Annotated in this window: 20 protein-coding genes and 1 pseudogene; 18 read left to right on the top strand and 3 right to left on the bottom strand. The window is 58.2% G+C overall.

Annotation, left to right across the window (positions count from 1 at the left end):
- From ASD32_RS30560 to ASD32_RS02680, 8 genes and pseudogenes are all read left to right on the top strand, one after another.
- A pseudogene (locus ASD32_RS30560) lies at positions 1-229 on the top strand (hydrolase); the annotation flags it as partial.
- Between the two features lie 64 nt (positions 230-293).
- A complete protein-coding gene (locus ASD32_RS02650) occupies positions 294-584 on the top strand; it encodes a XapX domain-containing protein (RefSeq protein ID WP_060636355.1) in 291 nt (96 codons plus the stop codon).
- The gene (locus ASD32_RS02655; RefSeq protein WP_060636356.1) at positions 584-2,566 is read left to right on the top strand and encodes an amidohydrolase; all 1,983 of its coding nucleotides are present in this window, start codon (positions 584-586) and stop codon (positions 2,564-2,566) included. Before ASD32_RS02650 ends, ASD32_RS02655 begins: the two co-directional genes overlap by 1 nt.
- A 173-nt stretch (positions 2,567-2,739) precedes the next feature.
- Positions 2,740-3,183 carry a DoxX family protein gene (locus tag ASD32_RS02660; protein WP_060636357.1) on the top strand — a complete coding sequence of 148 codons (444 nt, stop codon included), beginning with the start codon at positions 2,740-2,742 and terminating at the stop codon, positions 3,181-3,183.
- Positions 3,180-4,781, top strand: coding sequence for an MFS transporter (locus ASD32_RS02665; RefSeq protein ID WP_060636358.1), 1,602 nt, complete (start codon positions 3,180-3,182; stop codon positions 4,779-4,781). The genes ASD32_RS02660 and ASD32_RS02665 overlap by 4 nt, the downstream gene beginning before the upstream one ends.
- Positions 4,782-4,842: 61 nt before the next feature.
- Positions 4,843-5,247: a DUF1622 domain-containing protein gene (locus tag ASD32_RS02670; protein WP_060636359.1), complete on the top strand. Its 405-nt coding sequence runs from the start codon at positions 4,843-4,845 to the stop codon at positions 5,245-5,247.
- A gap of 48 nt (positions 5,248-5,295) precedes the next feature.
- The gene (locus tag ASD32_RS02675; protein WP_060636360.1) at positions 5,296-5,751 is read left to right on the top strand and encodes a RidA family protein; all 456 of its coding nucleotides are present in this window, start codon (positions 5,296-5,298) and stop codon (positions 5,749-5,751) included.
- Between the two features lie 80 nt (positions 5,752-5,831).
- Positions 5,832-6,542, top strand: coding sequence for a gamma-glutamylcyclotransferase (locus ASD32_RS02680; protein WP_060636361.1), 711 nt, complete (start codon positions 5,832-5,834; stop codon positions 6,540-6,542).
- Positions 6,543-6,804: 262 nt separating this feature from the next.
- On the opposite strand, the gene ASD32_RS02685 is transcribed toward ASD32_RS02680, so the two are convergent.
- Together ASD32_RS02685 and ASD32_RS02690 are read right to left on the bottom strand one after the other, a co-directional pair.
- Positions 6,805-7,917 carry an FAD-dependent monooxygenase gene (locus tag ASD32_RS02685; protein WP_060636362.1) on the bottom strand — a complete coding sequence of 371 codons (1,113 nt, stop codon included), beginning with the start codon at positions 7,915-7,917 and terminating at the stop codon, positions 6,805-6,807.
- A gap of 294 nt (positions 7,918-8,211) precedes the next feature.
- The gene (locus ASD32_RS02690) at positions 8,212-8,832 is read right to left on the bottom strand and encodes a glutathione S-transferase family protein (protein WP_060636363.1); all 621 of its coding nucleotides are present in this window, start codon (positions 8,830-8,832) and stop codon (positions 8,212-8,214) included.
- Positions 8,833-9,335: 503 nt separating this feature from the next.
- Here ASD32_RS02690 and ASD32_RS02695 point away from each other — a divergent pair.
- The 4 genes from ASD32_RS02695 (at position 9,336) to ASD32_RS02710 (ending at position 14,010) form a co-directional block, all read left to right on the top strand.
- On the top strand, positions 9,336-10,268 hold the full coding sequence (locus ASD32_RS02695) for a ring-cleaving dioxygenase (protein WP_060636364.1): 933 nt from the start codon (positions 9,336-9,338) through the stop codon (positions 10,266-10,268).
- Between the two features lie 63 nt (positions 10,269-10,331).
- A complete protein-coding gene (locus ASD32_RS02700; protein WP_060636365.1) occupies positions 10,332-10,943 on the top strand; it encodes an alpha/beta hydrolase in 612 nt (203 codons plus the stop codon).
- A 67-nt stretch (positions 10,944-11,010) separates the two neighbouring features.
- Positions 11,011-11,964 carry a pirin family protein gene (locus ASD32_RS02705; RefSeq protein ID WP_060636366.1) on the top strand — a complete coding sequence of 318 codons (954 nt, stop codon included), beginning with the start codon at positions 11,011-11,013 and terminating at the stop codon, positions 11,962-11,964.
- A gap of 390 nt (positions 11,965-12,354) precedes the next feature.
- The gene (locus tag ASD32_RS02710) at positions 12,355-14,010 is read left to right on the top strand and encodes a thiamine pyrophosphate-binding protein (RefSeq protein ID WP_060636367.1); all 1,656 of its coding nucleotides are present in this window, start codon (positions 12,355-12,357) and stop codon (positions 14,008-14,010) included.
- Positions 14,011-14,508: 498 nt separating this feature from the next.
- Here the strand turns inward: ASD32_RS02710 and ASD32_RS02715 are convergent, their stop codons facing one another.
- Positions 14,509-15,375, bottom strand: coding sequence for a transglutaminase-like domain-containing protein (locus ASD32_RS02715; RefSeq protein ID WP_060636368.1), 867 nt, complete (start codon positions 15,373-15,375; stop codon positions 14,509-14,511).
- Positions 15,376-15,816: 441 nt separating this feature from the next.
- Between ASD32_RS02715 and ASD32_RS02720 the strand changes: the two genes are divergently transcribed.
- The 6 genes from ASD32_RS02720 (at position 15,817) to ASD32_RS02745 (ending at position 22,671) form a co-directional block, all read left to right on the top strand.
- Positions 15,817-16,569 carry a FadR/GntR family transcriptional regulator gene (locus ASD32_RS02720; protein WP_060636369.1) on the top strand — a complete coding sequence of 251 codons (753 nt, stop codon included), beginning with the start codon at positions 15,817-15,819 and terminating at the stop codon, positions 16,567-16,569.
- Between the two features lie 64 nt (positions 16,570-16,633).
- Positions 16,634-17,539 carry a 5-dehydro-4-deoxyglucarate dehydratase gene (gene kdgD / locus ASD32_RS02725; protein WP_060636370.1) on the top strand — a complete coding sequence of 302 codons (906 nt, stop codon included), beginning with the start codon at positions 16,634-16,636 and terminating at the stop codon, positions 17,537-17,539.
- Positions 17,540-17,715: 176 nt separating this feature from the next.
- A complete protein-coding gene (locus ASD32_RS02730) occupies positions 17,716-19,125 on the top strand; it encodes an ABC transporter substrate-binding protein (protein WP_244490081.1) in 1,410 nt (469 codons plus the stop codon).
- 77 nt (positions 19,126-19,202) lie between these two features.
- The gene (locus ASD32_RS02735; protein ID WP_060636378.1) at positions 19,203-20,117 is read left to right on the top strand and encodes an ABC transporter permease; all 915 of its coding nucleotides are present in this window, start codon (positions 19,203-19,205) and stop codon (positions 20,115-20,117) included.
- 11 nt (positions 20,118-20,128) lie between these two features.
- A complete protein-coding gene (locus ASD32_RS02740; RefSeq protein ID WP_060636372.1) occupies positions 20,129-21,046 on the top strand; it encodes an ABC transporter permease in 918 nt (305 codons plus the stop codon).
- Positions 21,043-22,671 carry an ABC transporter ATP-binding protein gene (locus tag ASD32_RS02745; RefSeq protein ID WP_060636373.1) on the top strand — a complete coding sequence of 543 codons (1,629 nt, stop codon included), beginning with the start codon at positions 21,043-21,045 and terminating at the stop codon, positions 22,669-22,671. Before ASD32_RS02740 ends, ASD32_RS02745 begins: the two co-directional genes overlap by 4 nt.
- The last annotated feature ends 78 nt before the right edge of the window (positions 22,672-22,749 follow it).

Here is a 22,749-nt window from a genome sequence, read left to right on the forward strand (position 1 = left end):
GATGGATCGCATGGTGCAGGCTGGTGTGATCCCGGTGACCTGGCAGCAGGTTCTGCTCGAATGGCAGCGCGACTGGGCGCACAAGGAAACCTATAATGCCGTGATGGCAGTCGTGAAAGAACATTCCGGTGCCTACGGCATCGGTGTCGACTACGCGTACACCATGGTCCATGGCGCCGAAGAGCGCGTCAAGCACGGCAAGCGTATCGGACCCAACCCAGCCAAGTAAGGCCTGATCAAACTGCTCCGATGAACCCAAATCGGAGCGGTTACCGCTGGTCGAGGAGGTTTCTATGAAAATCTATCTTCTGTCTCTAGGTGCCGGTTTACTCGTGGGCATTGTTTACAGCCTGCTCGGTGTCCGTTCGCCGGCGCCGCCGGTCGTAGCGCTTGTGGGCCTTCTCGGCATTCTCATTGGTGAACAAGTCTTCCCACTTGCAAAAACGATCTGGCGCAAAGAGACCGCGGCGGTTTCGTGGATTAATCACATCAAACCTCACATGTTCGGCGATCTGCCCAAAGGCGGTAATGGCAGCGTCGACGTTGCTATCCGGCAACCGCCATCCGCAAAGGAGGAAAGTTGATGCCCACGCGAAGAACGCTTCTCGGCGCAGCTTCAAGCCTTGCCTTTCCCTCGCTTTTTTCGGCGGCTCGTGCTGCCGATCCTGTGAAAACCGGAGCTTCCATCATGCAACCTGATACGATACTTCACAATGGCCGTCTGACAACGCTCGACCGCGGTAATCCAAACGCATCGGCAGTCGCTATCAAGGACGGACTGTTCCTTGAAGTCGGCTCAGATGCCGAAATCATGGCACTGGCCGGACCGGAAACGAAGATTATTGACCTGAGGGGCAAGCGCGTCTTGCCGGGACTAATCGACAACCACACCCATGTCGTGCGCGGCGGCCTGAACTACAATATGGAGCTACGCTGGGACGGTGTTCGATCGCTGGCCGATGCAATGGATATGCTCAAGCGGCAGGTGGCGATTACTCCGGCACCGCAGTGGGTGCGCGTTGTAGGTGGCTTCACCGAACACCAGTTCGCAGAAAAGCGTCTCCCGACGATCGAGGAGATCAATGCCATCGCGCCCGATACACCCGTCTTCTTGCTGCACCTCTATGACCGCGCGCTTTTGAACGGTGCAGCACTGCGCGCTGTGGGGTACACGCGCGACACGCCGAACCCACCGGGTGGCGAGATCACTCGCGATACCAATGGCAACCCGACGGGCCTGCTGCTGGCCACGCCGAATGCCGGCATTCTTTATTCGACGCTTGGCAAGGGGCCGAAGCTTCCGCTTGATTACCAGGTCAACTCGACCCGCCATTTCATGCGCGAACTGAACCGTCTGGGTATCACCGGCGTCATCGATGCGGGCGGCGGCTCCCAAAATTATCCCGACGACTACGAGGTGATCCAGAAGCTTTCTGACGAGAACCAGATGACGGTGCGCCTGGCCTACAATCTGTTCACACAGAAGCCGAAGGAAGAGAAAGAAGACTTCCTCAACTGGACGTCGTCGGTCAAATACAAGCAAGGCAACGACTATTTCCGCCACAACGGTGCAGGTGAAATGCTCGTCTTCTCTGCTGCTGACTTCGAGGACTTTCGCCAGCCGCGGCCGGAGATGGCTCCCGAGATGGATGGCGAGCTCGAAGAAGTGGTGCGTGTGCTGGCGGAAAACCGTTGGCCGTGGCGGATGCACGCCACCTATGACGAGACCATCACGCGTGCGCTGGATGTCTTCGAGAAAGTCAACAAGGACATACCGCTCGAAGGACTGAACTGGTTTTTCGACCATGCCGAAACTATTTCGGATCGCTCTATAGATCGCATCGCGGCTCTCGGTGGTGGTATAGCTACACAGCACCGCATGGCCTATCAGGGCGAATATTTTGTTGAGCGTTATGGCCACGGCGTCGCTGAGGCGACACCGCCCATCCGGAAGATGCTGGACAAGGGCGTGAACGTGTCCGCCGGTACTGATGCAACACGAGTTGCTTCCTACAATCCCTGGGTCTCACTCTCGTGGATGGTGACCGGCAAGACTGTTGGCGGCATGCAGCTTTATCCGCGCGCCAACTGCCTCGATCGCGAAACAGCACTTCGGATGTGGACGGAAAAGGTTACCTGGTTTTCGAACGAGGAGGGCAAAAAAGGCCGTATCGAAAAAGGTCAGTTCGCTGATCTGGTGGTGCCCGACAAGGATTTCTTTGCCTGCGCCGAGGACGAGATCTCGTTCCTGACCTCGGAACTCACCATCGTCGGCGGCAAGATCGTATATGGGGCCGGTGACTTCAAGGCGCTCGACGAGAACGAACTTCCACCCGCGATGCCTGATTGGTCGCCGGTGCGCAAGTTCGGCGGCTACGCGGCCTGGGGCGAACCGGAAGGCGCGGGTGCCCGTTCTCTGCGGCGCACGGCAATCTCCACATGCGGCTGCGCCAGCGATTGCGGCGTCCATGGACATGATCACGCTGGAGCATGGACATCAAAGTTGCCTATCGCTGACCTGAAAGGCTTCTTTGGTGCGCTTGGCTGCTCTTGTTGGGCAGTGTGACACCTCCCGCGGATCGATAGGTGGCTATCACTGCTGCCTATCGATCACCCTTTTTACCGCAGCCAAAACGCAGCTCCATATCCAGTTTTTGGCCGTTTATCTCCAACCAGATTCTCCTGCAGCTGACGACACAGATTCCGCCAGGCCCGGTCAGCTAACCCACGAGGGCAGACATGGAAAGCCATTCCTCATTCCCGACGCGACGGAGCGTCCGACTGGTTCGAATTGCGACGTCCCGCGCGGCACAAACAACCGCACTCGTCGCGCTCTGCGCAGCCTATGTCCAGGGAGCTCTCACCAAGATCATCGACTTCAATGCGGCTTTGGCGGAGATGGATCATTTTGGTCTTCACCCTGCAGCGTTTTTTGCGGTGGTCGTTATCGTGTTCGAAATCATGGCTTCTGCGATGGTGATATCCGGCTTCCTGCGTTGGGCAGGCGCGCTGGCGCTAGCAGGCTTCACCCTTCTTGCAACGCTGATTGCTCTCCGCTTCTGGGATATGGCGCCTGGCATGGGACAAACACAGGCGATGAATGCGTTTTTTGAGCATCTCGGACTTGCAGGTGCTTTCGTCATTGTTGCCGCAATCGATCTCACGAAAGATGAACGTCCATGAGCGGTGCAAAGAAATCTGCGGGAGGCACTTTTGCTCCTTTAGCCCAACCGGTGTTCGCGGTTCTCTGGGCTGCGACAGTGCTGGGCAATACCGGAAGCTTCATGCGCGACGTGGCAAGTTCGTGGCTCATGACGGATCTCTCTGCCTCGCCTGCGGCTGTTGCAATGGTTCAGGCCGCCGGCACGCTGCCTGTCTTCCTTCTCGCAATTCCGGCCGGCGTACTGACCGATATCCTTGACCGCCGCAAGTTTCTGATCGCCGTTCAGATCCTGCTTGCCTCGGTGAGTCTGACCTTGATGGCTCTTGCCCATACTGGAATGCTCTCGATGAGCTCGCTGATTGGCCTGACTTTTATTGGTGGCATCGGCGCTGCGCTTATGGGGCCAACCTGGCAGGCGATCGTCCCGGAACTCGTTCCGCGGGAAGAGGTCAAAAGTGCCGTCGCATTAAATTCGCTGGGCATCAACATTGCCCGATCGATCGGTCCGGCGGCCGGCGGTCTGCTGCTTGCGGCGTTTGGTGCAGCCTTTACCTATGGTGTAGATGTCGCGAGTTATCTTGTCGTCATCGCAGCGCTGGCCTGGTGGCCGAGGGCCAAGGCTTCTAACGATGCACTGCAGGAGAACTTTCTCGGTGCATTTCGAGCCGGTGTTCGTTATACCCGGGCGAGCAGGCCACTGCACATCGTGCTGTTGCGTGCCGCAATCTTCTTTGTCTTCGCCAGCGCCGTCTGGGCCCTTCTTCCACTCGTTGCACGACAACTGCTGGGTGGGGATGCGGGTTTCTATGGCATTTTGCTCGGTGCGGTGGGAGCGGGTGCAATCGGTGGCGCTTTCGTCATGCCGAAGCTGCGTGAACAGTTGAATGCCGATGGACTGTTGCTTGCCGCTGCGATCGTCACTGCGATCGTCATGGGTGTCCTGTCGTTTGCCCCGCCAAAATGGATTGCGATTGTCGCTCTCCTGTTCCTCGGCGGAGCCTGGATAAGTGCGCTGACGACGCTCAACGCAACCGCCCAGGCGGTCCTGCCAAACTGGGTGCGTGGTCGCGGCCTGGCTGTCTATCTAACAGTGTTCAATGGGGCGATGACAGCGGGCAGTCTTGGCTGGGGTGCGGTTGGTGAACTGGCGGGTATCCAGGGCACGTTGCTGATCGGAGCGGCGGGACTGCTGCTGGCCGGCTCTGTTATGCATCGCATGAAACTGCCGGCCGGTGACGCCGATATGGTGCCTTCCAATCATTGGCCCGAGCCGCTTGTCGCGGAGCCTGTCCCCCACGATCGCGGACCTGTTCTTATCCTGATCGAGTACAGCGTGGAACAGGTCAGCCGCGCCGCCTTCCTGCATGCGATCCACGAACTGTCCTGGGAGCGCCGTCGCGATGGTGCGTATGGCTGGGGTGTCACTGAAGACTCCGCCGATCCGAACAAGATCGTGGAATGGTTCATGGTGGAATCCTGGGCCGAACACTTGAGACAACACAAGCGGGTCTCTCAAGCGGATGCTGACCTGCAAGGCAAGGTGCTGGCGTACCATGTTGGTCCCTCAAAGCCGGTCGTGCGGCATTTCCTCACTATCAGACCGTCTGGTGCATCATGAGATGTGTTCAGGAACGCGGTTGTCGCGGCCATGATCGGGATGTTCCGGATGGAGGTAATTGATGGCAGAACTGTCAGACCATGCAGGCAACCTGAACCTTATCGCCCCGATCCTGAGGCCGTTGGCCGTCGGCCTCGAGTTCTTCGGTGTCGCAGTCATAATCGTCGGTGTCGTCGTCGCATCGGTTATCTACCTCAAGGACAGCTGCACGACGTCCGCTGCGAGTGCTTATTTGCGATGCAGGGCAAATCTTGGCCGCGCGATCTTGCTCGGGCTGGAGATCCTTATCGGGGCAGACATCATCGCGACCATCACGTCTCCCCTTACCTGGGACAGCGTCGGGCTTCTTGGCCTTGTCGTTCTCATCCGAACATTTTTGAGTTTCTCTCTCGAGGCCGAGATCGATGGCGAATGGCCGTGGAGGAGAAAATGGCGCGAAAGCCGGAACGGGCAATCCCGCCAATAACATAAACCCCACCAACCACAGGGATGCCCCCTGTTTAAGGAGACGACTATGACAAACACTCTCATCCGCAAAACCGCAAGCTTTGGTGTTCCATGGGAAAACGCCTACGGCTACGTGCAAGCAGTTCAGGTCAAGGATACGATTTACATCTCAGGGCAACTGAGCCATGACAGCGAAGGGAATTTCATCGCGCCTGCGGAGTTGGATAAGGCAGGAAAGCCAATAGGCTATTCGCAGATGGAACCTCAGATCCGCCAATCCTATAAGAACGCGATAGCGCTCCTTGCCGAGTTCGGAGCGACACTTGATGATGTGGTTGAAGAGACCGTATTCGTGATGGATATGGCTGAAGGTTTCGCCGCGGCGGCCAAAGTCCGTAAGGAGATGTACGGGGCAGCGATTTCGCAGTGCGCAAGCAGCATTGTTGGAGTCTCTGCGCTAGCACGGCCCGACCAGCTTGTCGAAATTGCCTTCCGTGCAGTGATTGACCGACCGGCAACCTGATTTCTGTTGCGACGAAGAAAGCAGTTGACGGGCAAGGCTGACTTGTCCGTCGCCCTCCGGGCAGGCCAGGGAGTTGCACAATGTCGCAAAGGGCGCCGAAGCAAAAGAGGTTGAGCCTCACGCCTGAGCTCGTCGCCCAAACGATGATTGCAGTCGATGACGAAGGCCCCGAACCGGGATGGCACCCAATTACCGAGGAACAGCTGGATCATCTTGTGGAACGGTTGGAGCGCGAGGCAGGCGACCAGCCGATTTGGGTATTCGCCTACGGCTCACTGATATGGAATCCAGGTTTTCTGGTGGCATCGCAAGCAAGAGCCGTCGCTTATGGGTGGCACCGCGCATTCTCGTTGAGGATAAAAAGGTTCAGAGCAAACAGTCGATCGCCAGGTTTGATGATGGCGCTCGAACGCGGCGGAAGCTGTTCGGGCCTGGTCCTTAAATTACCGTGCTCTACAAAGTCGAAAGACCTTCGTGCACTGCTTTTGAGAGAAATCAAGTATGCCGAAGTTAGCAGCATGGTGCGCTGGATACCGGTTAAGACACCCGCCGGTACACAACGTGCTCTTGCGTTCTGGGCAAGTTCGAAAAGCTCTCTCCTGACCAAAAAACTTGCTCTTGCTGAGGTTGCAATCCTTCTTGCACAAGCCTGCGGACCGGCGGGCTCCTGTGCCGAGTATCTCTACAATACAGTCGTCGATTTGGGATTGAGGGGGATTTATGACAGAAATCTCTGGGCTTTGCAGGCTATGGTCGCCGAGAGAATTGGTCGAGATAAACAAACCCGGTAAAACCCCGATAAGCCGATCGCCAAGAATGACAGGTCGGCGAAGGGTGTCTGTCGATGAACCAAGCCTTGTCGTTAGGCCATTTAAAGTTCTTTGACTATAGATTACTTCCCGTCGCGTTCGATGACATTGAGTCTGCACCGGGACCATTCCGCACTGACACGATCGGGAAATCTGTTCTACGTCGGCTGCGACGTTCTAACCAGGTTTTGTACTGTCACACCTCAGAACAGCCGCCACTATACGCGGCACTTCCCGCCTCAGGTCATGGCCATATCTTCAATGGGTTGTATGTGGAAGCATAGCCACGGGGTCCGATGAAGGGGATAATTGCGGCACGCAGCCATTCCGGCAAACCTGCGGCACGAGACATACGGTCTGTAGCCGCCTGGACGTGATTGGCGCGTGCCCTTCTTCGTGTCTCGTATCTCTGGATCGCCTCGGTCCAGTTGGTGGAGTTGGCAAGTTCTTCGGCAAGAACCAGCGCATCTTCGAGACCAAGCGCCGCGCCCTGTGCCCAGACCGGTGCCATGGCGTGTGCAGCATCGCCAGCCAGAACAATGCGGCCGCTCGACCATCGAGACAGACGTATGTCAAAAAGGGGCGAGTGATGCATTTTTCCCGGGTGCGCCAGTGCGCCGCTTATCGCCTCACGGACAATAGCAGGGAAGCGCGCGAAAGCGACCAAGAGATCCGCCGGGTCACGCACGTCCACTGTTTGTCGGGGCATTGCCCAGGCATAGGCTTCGTCCTTGTCCAATGGTATCAAGAGGAATACCGCATCTGCGGACGCAAATACGGTCCAGCACTCCACTCCCGGGTTTGGTACCATGAAGCGCCAGCTTGCGTTGCCGATCAGCGATGCTCTTTGGTGGTCGCCCGGCAGCATCGCGCCACGTGTTGTCGAGTACACACCGTCAGCTCCGACTACAAGTTCGGCTTCTACCTGACGGCCATCTTCCAGCGAAGCGACGATCCCCTCCTCTCGTTGCTCCAGCGAGGCAACGCCGCATCCGCGCAAGACCGACAATTCACTTGAGCTGCTACCAAGAATAGAAAGTAAGTCTCTGCGCAACATAGCACGCGGTCGCATTGCCTCCCCCCAGAAAGCGTCCTCATCGACATGAAACAGAAGGCGCCCTGACGATGCCCGGTACTCGCGGCGGCGGATGGGTGTACCAACGCGCGATACCTGGTCTGCCAGCCCCAGTCGGTCGAGCGCCGCAATTGCATTACCCGGGAGGTTTATTGCGAGGCCATCGTCGCTGGCAGCTTTACGTTTCTCCAGAACGAGATGATCAATATTCCTTTCGCTTAGGGCCCGGGCCAAAGCAGTCCCGGTAATGCCGGCACCTATGATAACAACTCGGTGATCCATACTTCTCCCTTTGGGAATATCGTTAGAGTGCTCGGGATGACCTCTTCCGGCGTGCCGTCGTATCATGCCCGGGACCGGCGACTTTTTGCCCTTCAGACAGACAGTCGTTGACGACGGCCGCCGTCAGTAGGGCAACGCCGTGTAGGCAAAATGAAATTTCTCGGTTTGTTTTGAGCTAGCTGAAGGTCAGAGGGGGGGTACGAAGGAAGATGACAGCTTCGAACGGTTTGACAGTGACCGATGATTTGATCAGAAGTCAAAGAACGACAGACATCTCCATCACTCCCTCTGCGGTCAGGCGTTCGCCTCGCGCTCCAGCACCTTCTGCACTGCGCCATCGGCCGCAATCCTGTCATGTAAAAGCTGCACATTAGGATAATCCCTAAGCCCACCCGGCAGCAGTTTGATCGCCCACCGGATCATTGGAAACGCATAGGCATCAATGACGGAACGACCGCTGTCGAGCATATACTCACGACCGGTAAGGTGTCGTTCGAGCACCGAAAACTGCTTTGCTACGAGCTGGTGTCCCGCGCCGACCACGGCCTGCTTCGCCGCATCGCTTGTGTCAGTCGTGTACCGATAGGGCATGAAGACGGGCCAGAAGGCAGCATGAACGTCGGAAGTCAGAAAGGCTGACCAACGGTGTGCCTCCGCCTTCTGGCGCAAGCTGTCGCCGCCGGCGAGTCCTGCAGCAGGGTGTTTGTGTGCCAAGTACTCCAGGATTGCGCCTGCCTGAGTGAGAACCCATCCGTCGTCGTCGCGATAGGTGGGAACTGCACCCGCTTGATTGACCGCGAGAAGTTCCTCGGAGCCATACCCCACCTTCACAGTTTCGTAGGGTTCGCCGATCCATTCGAGAGTGATATGGGGGGCCAGCGAACATGCTCCAACTGCATAGTAGAGTGTGGGCACAGTTTTCTCCTCTTGTTGTCAAAATATATCAACCTGAGTGTAGACTCAGCTTCTCGCGCTCTTTCGCCGCGCTAAGCGCACGGTGTTTTGTTAATCGATATCGGAATATCCGATAATGCAAAAAAAACAGCATTATGGATTGTCGCTTCTGCAATTATCGAGCTCGCTACAGTGGGAGCCGGAACGCAATCGGGGCAATTTGGCGCAACGCCGGGGACCGATGCAAAGTGTCGTTCTGCTATGGCCAGCACGGCAAAATTGCGCCCAGCGTTAGGCCGTAGCCGTTGGACTGCACCAGAAATCACAGTCAGAGATGGATCTCACGTACGGTGCGACACCATTGGTCGCGGTCCATTTCACAACCGTCGCGACTTGATCGCTTGGGTGCAAACCAAGGATTATTGCGAAATGATCAACGAACTATTCAAAATTATAGATCTTATACTGAAGGCCAGCGACGGGTATTTCTTTCTCATCCACACACCGAGAGCGAGGGCAACATTGTGCTTAACCAGATCAGAGGCCTGCATCATGTTACATCCCTTGCAGCGGACGCGCAGGAAAACAACAATTTCTTCACTAGGACACTCGGTCTACGCCGCGTCAAGAAAACCGTTAACTTCGACGCACCTAATGTCTACCACCTTTATTATGGTGACGAGACAGGCTCTGCCGGCACAGTCATGACCTATTTCCCCTTTCAACATATTGCCAGGGGCGGACGCGGCGCCGGCGAAGTCTCCGAGACAGTGTTTTCTGTGCCGAAGGGTTCGCTCGGCTACTGGAAGCATCGCTTCGCCGACAAGGTCGTGGGCGTTGTCACGGAAGACGACACCTTCGGGGAAAAGCGCCTGCGCTTTGTCGGCCCCGATGGCGACGGCTTCGCGCTGACAGAGGTCGATGGCGACAAACGAGTGCCGTTTGCCGGGGGAACTGTGCCAGTCGATGACGGCGTGCACGGCTTCCATAGCGTGACCATGCGGCTGCGGGATGGCGGCGCCACCGGCGAACTCCTGCGGTTTATGGGATATGAGGAAATCGACCGTCGCGGGGCATTATCCCGTTTTTCTGTCAAAAACGGTAATGGCGCCAATTTCATTGATCTCGAGGTACTGCCCGGTGCGCCCTCGGCCCGCGAGGGAGCCGGCTCCGTGCACCACGTCGCCTTCGCGGTGGAAAACCGCGCAGCGCAGGAGGAGGTGCGCAGGGCGCTGATGGACACCGGCTACCAGGTCACCCCGGTTATTGACCGCGATTACTTCTGGGCGATCTACTTCCGCACGCCGGGTGGCGTGCTGTTCGAAGTGGCGACCAACGAGCCGGGCTTCAACCGTGACGAGGACGCCGCCCATCTCGGCGAGGCGCTGAAGCTGCCGCGCCAGTACGACCATCAGCGCGTGCAGATTGAAGATATCCTGCCGCCTATCGTCGACTAATTTGCGTTCCCGCCGCCGGCACCATGCAGCTGGCGGCCTCCTCTTTTTTTCAGGGAGACCAACATGTCCCGCGACGCCTATCACCATTTCGTCAGGGCGCCGGAAGCCGGCGCGCCGCTGGTCTTCACATTTCACGGTACCGGCGGCGACGAACACCAGTTTACCGGCCTGGTGCACCAGATCCTGCCCGCAGCCGGCACCGTCTCGCCGCGGGGCGACGTTTCCGAACATGGCGCAAACCGCTTCTTCCACCGAACGGGGGAAGGGGTGTACGACATGGCGGACCTTTCACTGCGTACAAAGAAGATGACGGAGTTTATCCGCGCCCATAAGGCCGAAAACCCCGAGACGCCGATCTACGGCCTAGGCTATTCCAACGGCGCGAACATCTTGGCAGCCGTGCTCTTCGAGGCGCCGGACCTGTTCGAGCGCGCAGTGCTGATGCATCCGCTGATCCCTTGGACGCCTGCGCCCAATGCTGCCATCGCCGGCCGAAAGATCCTGATCACCGCCGGCAGGCGCGATCCGATCTGCCCGCTGCCGCTGACGGAAAGGCTTGCCGCCTATCTGAAAGGTGAGGGGGCCGCAGTCGACCTTATCCTGCACGATGGCGCGCATGAGGTGCGCCAGCCGGAGATAGACGCCATTGCTGCCTTCCTCGCCGATCGGGGATAAGGTGAACGAAAGCGGCCGGCTCCAATCTGGAGCCGACCTTCAAACAGTCCAACGAGGAGAAAAAACCATGAGCTGGATGCCCGGTATTGAACCGCAATGTCCCGAGGCTGGCACGGTCGAGGATATCGAGATGCTGATCGTGCCCCGCGCTCGTGATCTCGGCGGCTTCGAGGTGCGCCGCGCGTTGCCGGCGCCGGAGCGCCAGATGGTCGGCCCCTTCATCTTCTTCGACCAGATGGGACCGGCCGAATTCCTGCATGAAGGCGGCATCGACGTGCGCCCGCATCCCCATATCGGCCTTGCCACCGTCACCTATCTCTACCAGGGCGAGTTCCAGCACCGCGACAGCCTCGGCACCAACCAGATGATCTATCCGGGCGAGGTGAACTGGATGGTCGCCGGCAACGGCGTCACCCATTCCGAGCGCACGAGCCCCGAGACCCGCGCGAAACGCCATTCGCTGTTCGGCATCCAGACCTGGGTCGCGCTGCCGGAAGCCGACGAGGATAAACCGGCAAGCTTCGAACACCAGGGCGCCGACGACCTGCCGTTCCTCACTGGCGAGGGCAAGGAAGTGCGCCTCATCCTCGGCAACGCCTGGGGCGAACGCGCGCCGGTGAAAACCTTTTCCGAGATGTTCTATGCCGATGCGGTGCTGGAAGCCGGCGCAAAGCTGCCGCTACCCGATAACCACGAGGACCGCGGCCTTTACGTCACGCAGGGCTCCGTGCTGATCGCCGGCGAGGAATATTTGGCCGGCCGGATGATGGTATTCCGTCCGGGCGATCCCATCACCGTCACGGCCGGCGAGGCGGGCGCCCGTCTCATGCTGCTCGGCGGCGAGACGATGAATGGGCCGCGTTACATCGCCTGGAACTTTGTCGCCTCCTCGAAGGAAAAGCTGGAAGCCGCGCGGGAAGCCTGGATCAAGGGCGATTTCGAACATGGCCGCTTCCGCCTGCCGCCGGATGACAAGGCCGAGTTCATTCCGTTCCCGGAGACGCTGACCACTGGGCACTGATGCCGGTGGGCAGCATTACCGCATAGCTTGTTGGATCAGATGCGAATAAGCCAGCTTCGATGTCTCATTCTCGGTTGGCTGGCGGCAGCTCGAGGCGATTTCGCCGAGACGGTGTTTTTCCGTGCCTATCGCTTCGCTCGGCCAGTTAACAGCCAGCGTTGAGAGGCAAGGGCGTGAGCGACCTTGCGTAAGGCGCCGCCTTCGGACGAAGCGCCTGCGCTTCCGCGGCCCCGACGCTAGCGGCTTCGCGCAGACCATTCGCGACTGACCAGCGTCAGAGGGTCATTTCGGAAAACCGTGTTGATCACGTGTCAATGGGCACGATGGAATGGGATCGTGACGTCATTGGCGTCTCGCTCGACGCAGGCATTTGATAATCAGGAGCATGGAATGACCACAGGATCCCAATTACTCTTGGAGGTGCTCAGCGACGCCGGAATCAAGTACATATTTGGTAATCCCGGAACGACCGAAATGCCGATCATGCACGCGCTCCGGCAGTTTCCCGAAATCCAGTACATACTTGGTCTTCAAGAAACAGCTGTCGTGGCGATGGCTGATGGTTACGCCAAAGCAGGTGGTAGACCTGCTTTCGTCAACCTCCATACCGCGGGAGGTCTCGGGCACGCCATGGGCGCTCTTTTGCACTCCAAGATTGCCAAGACGCCTATGCTGGTCACCGTGGGGCAGCAGGACACCAGGCACAGTTTCAGTGACCCTCTTCTCTATGGAGACGCGCTCGGAATGGCGGGGCCGGCAGTCAAGTGGGCGAGGGAAGTCCTCCATCCTGATCAAGTCCCACCGCTTGTCAGGCGAGGTCTGCAAGCAACGATGACACCGCCCTTCGGCCCGGTCTTTCTCTCACTGCCTATTGATGTCCTGACCGGAGATACTTCGGCCACCGCGGGATCGTCCTCCAAAATAAACCGAACGGCTGTCGCAGGCGGGCTAAAGGACCTGGCCACGGCCTTGGCGGTCTTCCAGCCGGGCCGGCTAGCAGTGATCTCAACAGACGAGGTTGATGCTTGCGAGGCGAATTCGGAGCTTATCGAACTGGTGGAAGTTCTCGGCTCTCCGGTCTACGGACCTTCCTGGCCCGGCAGCATGTCGTTCCCCGCGGTCCATCCTCTCTGGAAGGGAAACCTGCCGACAACCGCTACGGACATGCACGTTCTCCTGTCCGGTCTGGAGGCGGTGCTGGTGGTGGGCGACAATCCCTTTATTTCTTACCTTTACAGTCAGGGGCCCGCTGTACCAAAAAGCTGCAAGATCTTTCAACTTACCCACGATGGTTCCGAAGCCGGGCGGACTTATCAGACAGAACTTGCCTGCATCGGCAACCTGAAAGCATCGCTGACGGCTCTTCTGCCGTACCTTACCGACGCAACCCGGGATCATAAAAAGGCCGTAGGCGCCGTTCTCGCTTTTGCTGCGGTCGAGCGAGAGAAGCGGACGGCATCGCTAACGGCGCGACTTGCGGAGGAAAGACAACGAACACCCATCCCACCGCTCGTTGCCGCCGGCGAGGTGCTGAGCGTACTCAGCAATGACGTCATCCTGGTGGATGAGGCACCAGCCACCATGATGCATGTAAGAGCGTTTCTTGAGCAGACCCCCGTCCGCCGCTACCTGTTCATGCGAAGCGCAATTCTCGGATGGGGTTTGCCCGCTGCGGTGGGAGTTTCTCTTGGGACGGACCGTTCTCCCGTCGTCGCGCTTGTGGGAGACGGTTCTGCCCTTTATGCCCCACAAGCTCTTTGGACGGCTGCCAGGTTGCGCGTTCCGGTCACGTTCGTGATCATGAACAATGCCGAGTACAATATTCTCAAGCGATATTCCGTCGCCCAGGGGTACGAGAAAGGCGGCAATTCAACCATTGCTGGCATGGAACTGACCGACCCGCCCATCGACTTCGCGGCCCTTGCTCAGGCGTTCGGCGTGACTTCTCAGCGTGTGGCATCGGCAGACGTGATAGCGCCGGCGGTCCATCGCGGTTTGTCATCGGGCCAGCCCAATCTCGTGGAGATTGTGATTGGAACATCCTGATGATGCGCGGCAAGGGAGGCGCCAGGTATGACCCTGTCCGTTGAACCGGAGTTCCCGGCGATAGGGTGGAAGCGGATCGGCCGTGCTGGATCTAGTCCTCGACGACCGCTTTGTCGATCCGAACCAAGAGGAGTTCGACGCGGTCTTCCGGATGGGCCGTTGACGGAAACGGTATTCAGGGCCGTGAAACTCCATGGCGCTGTATGATCTCGCTTTATATCTTCCGCGATCTGGTCGCGCTGTGTTCGAGGACAGACCGAATAAACCTGACGACCGAGTTCCATAAATAAGCGTTATCCCACGAAGTAAGTCTTGTCAGACACTTAAGCTATCTGACCCACCTTTCGCCGGTTCGGTTCCTGTCAAGGCGAAGACGGCTGTCAGGCGCTGGTCCGATACACTCTGTATTCACGACGGCTTCGCGCCAACAGCGGTCACTGGATTAGCGGTCGCATAGTACCCAAGCATGCTGAACTTCAGCCGACGAGCTTCGAGTAGCTACTGCGCGACCGAGACCGTCTCACGAACCTGCCTGGCAGCATTGAAGACCTTTCCAGGCATGCCAAACCCTGGAGCGCCATAGAGTAAACGGAGCTCTTCCCTATGACGGTCGGGGTCGAGCAGGACCTCCGCCAAATGATCGAAGCGTCGCAGTTCCTCGGTGCTGATCTCTGCGTCTGGCGATGGCATCGCCCCCCAGTCGTCCCACGGCAGCATCTCGACCTTGTTCAGGCTGGCGAGGTCACGGATCATATTTGAGGCGATGAACCAGAGGCCGCCTTCATCGAAGATGCCAAAGCGATTGGGGTCGTCCTCGCCACGCCGGCAGAGTTGCCAGGCCTGGGCGGCCAGCAGGAACTCACCCGACGGCAAGTCGAGAGTGTCGAAGACCAGCCCCAGTTCTGCACGCTGAAAGTCATCGATCTGAAAATCGACCATCCGCCAGCGATCACCATTCCAGACCTCCACCACCCAGTGGTCGATCGCCTTGTCGGGAGCGAAATAAGTGCCGAAACCGCACCGCGACCTGGCCGCACGGCCGTTCGCTCGCAAGGCTGACACCGCGAGCAGCGAGAAATGGCTGCAGACACCAACCGCGCGGCCCGCAGCAGGACGTGGTGAATTGCCCCCCGCAAGGAGGCCGTCCAGCACGGCGTCCACCGATCTCTTTTGCGAAAGTTCACGGCGCTCCGGGGTCAACTCTTGGCCATATCTCGACGCCCAGTGTTCGTGAAGCATTCTTCCCTGAATCCAGGCGGCTAGGTCGGCGATGTCCGTTGGAGCGCCTGCCAGCCCGACCTTATTCCTCTTCGCCGTGGAATGCGGGCCCGGCTCTCGGAAGTAATCCAGCGTAACCATGTCCATGACTATCCTCCAAGGCCGGATGATCCAGCGAAGGCGTTGGTGTCACACGCAGGGCGAACGCCCGCTTCGGGCCGTAAGCGGGCGTATTTAGAGAGACCCTTGTTGCCCAACTAGCAAAATATAAATGCCAGCACAGCCGCTGACAACAGGGTCGCGGGTTCAAGCCCCTTCAAGGCGGTTGAAGCTAACGTAGGAGTCCCGGCGTACTACTCACCAATGTTAATCACTTACCACCGTCTTTGCCGAAAACCATGTGCCGGCTAATTTCTTTCAGCTTCCAGTCGATGCAGCCCGAGGTTTCGATGACAGGTCCGCGCTTCTCAAGTTGCCGCTTTTTCGCCTGCTACCCCTATACGATTTTCAACCAATCCCATAAGATGATATGGCAGGCACAAGGCAATGTCATATGATGACTGTGACAAGAGCGAACAGGGCGGATCAATGCCAAAGACGAAAAAAATGGGCGGTCGCCCCTCCCTATATGTTCAGGTAGCAGAGGCGATAAAAGGGCAGATCGAGGCCGGCTACTATGCGCCGGGCGATAAGCTGCCGACCGAGCCGGCGCTGATCGACAAGTTCGGTTTCAGTCGGACGGTGGTGCGCGAGGCGATCGCTGCATTGCGCGCCGACGGCTTGGTCGAATCCCGGCATGGTTCGGGCGTGTTCGTGATCGGGCCGCGTCAGGCAGACCCTGGCCTGCGTTTGTTCACCAGCGAAACCAACAAGATTTCGGACATTATAGAAGAGCTGGAACTTCGAATTGGGATTGAAGTAGAGGCCGCAGCGCTGGCTGCAGTTAGAAGCTCGCCAGCGCAGGAGGTCGAAATCCAGTCTCAGGTCGATCTATTTCAAAGCCTTGTAGCGCAAGGGAAGCCGACCGACGAAGCCGACTTCCAGTTCCATATGGCGATCGCTGCGGCAACGAACAATGGACGATTCCGCGCATTTCTTGAGCATATCGGCAGACGCATGATCCCGCGCGTAAAGTTTCGCACGGTGATGGGCGGGGTGGATCCTCTACCCAGCAGGGATGAGCCGATCCTTCGCGAACATCGGGATATCGCCGAGGCGATCATGGCGCGGGATCCGGATCTCTCGCGTGAGGCAATGCGCCGGCATCTCGTTACAGGCATCAAGCGCTATCGTTCGCTGACATCCTGGAGGCAGGATCAAAAAGAGAATGAAGTTGGTTGACTCATCTTTAAAGTCATCATATGAATTTCCTTGTTGCAAGCGCAGTCTGCTGGGAGGAAATTCATTGTCGCCTGAAGAAATCAAGTCGCGTGTCGGTTCGGGACTCCTGTCTTTTCCGGTCACCCATTTTACGTCGGACTACCAGCTCAACCTGGACAGTTATCGTCGGCATGTAGAGTGGCTTTCGGGTTTTGGGGCCGCTGCCCTTTTCGCAGCTGGGGGCACTGGTGAATTCTTTTCGCTGTCGCCCGCCGAAGTCGGAGAAGTTACCCGCGCGGCAAAGGACGTCTCTGGTGAGGTTCCGATCATTGCCGGGTGCGGCTATGGCATGTCGCTTGCTCATGAAACAGCAAGGGTTGTCGAAGGAGCCGGCGCAGATGGTCTCCTGCTTCTGCCGCATTATCTGACTGAGGCTCCGCAGGATGGGATTTTCGCACATGTAAAGGCAGTTTGCGATGCTACCGGCCTTGGCGTCATTCTCTACAATCGCGCCAATTCGGTCGCCACTGCCGATACTGTGGCGCGCCTTGCTGACGCCTGCCCAAATCTCATCGGCTTCAAGGACGGGACCGGCAAAGTAGATCTTGTGCGCCACGTCACAGCCAAGCTCGGCGATCGCCTTTGCTACATCGGCGGCATGCCGACGCATGAACTCTTCGCGGAAGGTTTCAACGGGGTCGGGGTTACCACCTACTCCTCCGCAGTCTTCAATTTCGTCCCGGAACTGGCGCAGCGTTTCTATCGGGCAATGCGCGCCAATGACAGGACTACCATGGAGCTGATCCTTCACACCTTCTTCTTCCCGTTCGCCGCTTTGCGCGACCGCAAGGCGGGATACCCGGTTTCGATCATCAAGGCGGGCGTCGATCTCGTCGGATACGGACCTGGTCCCGTGCGTCCACCGCTCGTGGACCTCGATGGCGAGGAACGGGAAATGTTGCGCGATTTGATTACGGCTGCGCGCGGCTGAGCAGGCAAGCGGGATCGGCGCCAGGAGGATGGCGCCTGTCCCACGATATCTTCATAGTTCATTTTGGGAGGAATCTTATGAAAAGGACGTCTACTCGCATCATCGCAGGAGCGATGGCAGTCGTTGGCTGGACCGGTTCAGGCGCAGTGCTCAATGCCGCAGAAATCAACATCGTTTTGCCGGAGCAGCCGGCAAACCTCGAGCCGTGCGGCACGATTATCACAAATGTCGGTCAGATTTTGAGCCGCAACGTCGTTGAGCCACTCACGATCATTGATCCCACCAGCGGCCAGGCGGTAGCAGGCCTTGCCACAGAGTGGACGCAGACCGATCCGAATACGTGGCAATTCAAACTGCGCGAAGGCGTGAATTTCCAGGATGGCGCTGCCTTCAACGCCCTGGCTGTAAAATTTTCCATCGAGCGCATGACGAGCGGTAAAGTGACCTGCAGCAACATTGCCAAATTCGGCGATGCCAAACTGACCGTCACCGCAATTGATGACCTCACGGTCGAAATCAAGTCTGACACGGCCCAACCCATTCTGCCGACGCTTCTCAGCGTGATCATGGTCGTGTCGCCCAATACGCCGCCGGACAAGGCTGTGAATGATCCAATTGGCACCGGACCTTTCAAGCTTTCGAGTTTTACCCCACAGACCGTCGTGCTCGAATCCTTTGACGGCTACTGGGGCAAGAAACCCGACATCACAAAAGCCAGCTATGTCTGGCGTCCCGAATCCTCGATCCGCGCTGCCATGGTCGAGACTGGAGAGGCAGATCTGACGCCATCCATCGCCATTCAGGATGCAACCAATCCGGCCACGGATTTCGCATATCTGAACTCCGAAACAACAGCTATCCGCATCGATGCGGGTTTCGCCCCGCTCGATGACGTCCGCATCCGCAAGGCACTCAACCTTGCCATCGACTGGGAAGGGCTTGCGCAACTGTTCGGCGACGACGCGCAGCGTGCCTCACAGATGGTCGTCAAAGGGATCAACGGTCATGACGATGCGCTGGCAGCTTGGACGTTTGACGCTGAGCAGGCCCGTACGCTTATCGCCGAAGCCAAGGCCGCTGGTGTTCCGGTTGATACTGAGATCGAACTGATCGGCCGCAATGGCATCTACCCGAACGGGTCGGAAGCCATGGAAGCCATGATGGCGATGTGGCAGGATGTCGGCCTGAACGTGAAACTCACGATGCTCGACGTCAACGACTGGCTGCGATATCTGCAAAAGCCATTCCCCGAAGGCCGCGGTCCCAACCTTTTGCAGATGATGCATGACAACAACAAGGGCGACGCTGCTTTCACCATCCCGATTTTCTATAGCTCGGCCGGCAGCTATTCGACCATGAGCAATGCTGTGCTCGACAAGGAAGTAGCAGACGCCATGGCAGCGACCGGCGAAGACCGGACGGCAAAGTTCAAGGCGATCTTTTCCAAAGTTCACAGTGAGCTTGCAGTGGACATTCCGATGTTTCACATGATTGGTTATACGCGGGTGGGCACCCGGCTGGACTGGAAGCCGGATATCACTACCAACAGTGAAATCCCTCTTGTCAATATTGGCCTCAAGAACTGAGACTTCGATGCCAGGCGAACGCGCGATCTGCTTCTCGCGTTCGTCCGCTCTCCAGATGAATCCAGAGGCTTCGCATGATGTTTGGCTATATTGGCCGGCGGGCGTATCACAGCATGATCTCGGTGATCGGCCTGCTCACGCTCGTCTTTTTCCTCACACGTTTGACCGGTGATCCATCGGCGCTCTATCTGCCACTGGATTCGAGCATCGAAGCCCGCGAAGCCTTCGCACGGCTGAATGGTCTGGATCAACCGATCCACATGCAGTTCCTGCACTATCTACAGAATCTCCTGTCCCTGGATTTCGGCCAATCACTTCGCCAGAACCGTTCGGCGATAGAGGTGGCGCTCGAGGCGTTCCCCGCCACCCTCAAGCTTGCCGCCATCGCTATCAGTCTATCCGTAATCCTCGCTGTGATTGTGGGCGCGCTGGCTGCGGCCCGGCCAGGGAGCATGTTCGACCGTGTCGCCGGTCTCGTATCGTTGGCTGGCGCCAGCACGCCGGATTTCTGGATCGCGATCGTCGGTATTCTCGTCTTCGCCGTCGGGCTTGGCATGCTGCCGACATCGGGCACAGGCACAGCACTCCATTGGATTATGCCGATCACAGTCCTGATGCTTCGCCCGTTCGGTCTGCTGGTGCAGGTGGTTCGCGGGACGATGATTTCGGCGCTTTCCGCTCCCTACATCAAGACGGCTCATGCCAAGGGCATGAAGCGACGCCGGATCATCTTCGGCCACGCGCTGCGGAACTCGCTGTTGCCGGTTATCACTGTTGCCGGAGACCTGACGACGGGCTTGATCAATGGCGCGGTCGTTGTGGAAACCATCTTCGGCTGGCCGGGCATCGGCAAGCTGATGATTGACTCGATCATTCAGCGCGACTTCGCCGTCGTGCAATCGACGATCCTCGTGACCGCCATCGCCATCTTCATCGTCAACATCGCGATCGATCTTCTCTATGTCGCTCTCGACCCGCGCATTCGCTACTGAGGAAATCTACAATGGTCGACGTGACGATATTTTCCGCAAAGTCGCCGGGAAATCTCCGCCAGCTCTCAATCTATCTCAGACGCGACAAACTCGCGTTTTGTGCGGCACTGTTTCTGTTCCTGCTTATTGTCTGCGTGCTATTCGGACCACTGCTTGTCGGCGAAGCAGCCAGCAAACTCGGCCTGAGGCAGCGCAACCTGGCACCCTTTTCGCTCGAGCAGGGACTAATCTACGTCCTTGGTGCGGATACACTTGGCCGGCCGATCCTGGCACGTCTGATCGTCGGGGCGCAGAACACGCTCGGCATCGCCGCAGCTGCCGTGTTTTTCTCGATGCTCGTCGGTGGCACGCTTGGCCTCGTCGCCGGTTATTCCGAGCGCTGCTACAGTCATGTCATCCTGCGCCTTGCAGACGTCATCATGAGCTTTCCCTCGCTGCTTCTTGCGCTCATCGTGCTCTATACGCTCGGGCCCAGCATGAGTAATCTTGTCGTCGTGCTTGCCATCACGCGCATGCCCATCTTCATCCGAACGGCACGAGCGGAGGTGCTCGAACTGCGGGAGCGGATGTTTGTCAGCGCCGCACTGTCTATGGGCGCAAGCTCCAGCCGTATCCTGTTCCGGCATATCGCGCCGCTCGTTCTTCCGACCCTGGTCACAATTGCTGCCATCGATTTCGCAACCGTCATCCTGGCCGAATCGTCCCTGAGCTTCCTTGGCCTTGGCATTCAGCCTCCGGATTTCACCTGGGGTGCGATGGTCGCCAACGGCCGTGGCTATCTGGCATCGGCCTGGTGGATTGCCTTCTGGCCCGGTCTGGCCATCCTGTTGACGACCCTCTCGCTGAACATCCTCGCCAGCTGGGCCCGGACCGTTGCCGACCCTCTCCAGCGCTGGCGTCTGCAATCGCTGCGAAAGGCTCCAAAATGACCGGAACCGACACATCCATTCTCCGGATCGACAACCTCACGGTGGACTTTCTTTCCGAAGGTGACCCGGTGCGTGCCGTGGACAACATCTCCTTCCATGTCTGCCCGGGTGAGACGCTGGTCATCCTCGGCGAGAGCGGATCCGGCAAGAGCGTCAGTACCGGAGCGGTGATGGGGCTGATCGACTGCCCGCCGGGTGATATCGTCTCCGGCTCGATTGTGTTTGACGGCACTGACATGGCGCGCCTCGATGAAGAGGGACGGCGTGCGTTGAACGGCCGGCGGATCGCCATGATCTTCCAGGATCCCCTTGCCTATCTCAATCCGGTCTACACTGTCGGCCGGCAGATTGCCGAGGTATTCGAGAGCCATGGCAGCAGAGTGGCGCGTGACAAGGTGGTCAGGCTCATGCAGCGGGTTGGTATTCCCGAGCCGGATAAGCGGATTGACCATTATCCCCACCAGTTCTCCGGCGGCCAGCGTCAGCGCGTGATGATCGCCATGGCGATTGCGCTGAAACCGGATATCCTGATCGCCGACGAACCAACGACAGCACTCGACGTCAGTGTCCAGGCACAGATCCTTGAATTGCTGTGCGACCTTCAGCGGGAAACCGGCATGGCGCTGATCATGATCACCCATGATCTTGAGGTGGCGGCGGCCATGGCAGACCGTATCATCGTCGTGAATGGGGGCAAGGTAGTCGAAAGCGGCAAGGCCGAAGACGTCTTCACCAATCCGACACACGTCTATACCCGCCGACTGATGGCGGCGGTCCCGCATGGTGGCTCGGCGGATCGTAAGTTGCGTCCGCAGCCGGATGGCGACGTCCTGTTGCAGGTTGAGAGCCTGAGCAAGCACTACATGCTGACCTCCGGCTTCTTCTCACCAAAGCGGGAGTTCAAGGCGGTTGATGATGTCAGCTTCGTGCTGCGCCGCGGGGAAACGCTCGGGATTGTAGGTGAATCCGGATCGGGAAAGTCCAGCATTGCGCGTATGCTTCTGCGGCTGAACGATCCGACCTCGGGCAGGGCGCTGTTTGCTGGCGAGGATATCTTCAAACTTGAAGGCAAGGCGCTTAACGGTTTTCGCCGGCGCGTCCAGATGGTGTTCCAGGACCCGTTCGGCTCCATGAACCCGCGGATGAATGTCCGGGCAATAGTCTCGGAACCTCTGGTAATCCACAGGGACATCCTGCCACGTGAGCGCTGGAATGATCGTGTGATCGAATTGCTGGAGCTTGTTGGATTGAAGGCGGAGCACGCCGACCGTCATCCCCACCAATTTTCCGGTGGCCAGAGGCAACGCATCGCCATCGCAAGGGCACTCGCCAGCGATCCTGAGCTGATCGTGTGCGATGAAGCTGTGTCGGCACTGGACGTCTCCATCCAGATGCAGGTGATCGAGCTGCTGAGCGAGCTGCGGCAGCGCCTCGGCTTGTCCTATCTCTTCATCACCCATGACCTACCAATTGTGCGCGAGTTTGCGGATCGCGTTCTTGTCATGCAGAACGGAAGGGTCGTCGAACAGAATGAAACGCAAGCCCTGTTCGCGTCTCCCTGCCATCCGTACACGAAAACACTGCTGAGTGCGGTTCCCAGGGCAAAATGGATGACGACCGGGTAAATCGATTGTTTCCGACTAGGCCGTGGACTCATAACGATCTGATCCAAATTCTTACTGCTGCCAATTTGACGGCGGCGA

The sequence above is a fragment of the Rhizobium sp. Root483D2 genome, from assembly GCF_001426685.1.
Taxonomy (GTDB): domain Bacteria; phylum Pseudomonadota; class Alphaproteobacteria; order Rhizobiales; family Rhizobiaceae; genus Pararhizobium; species Pararhizobium qamdonense.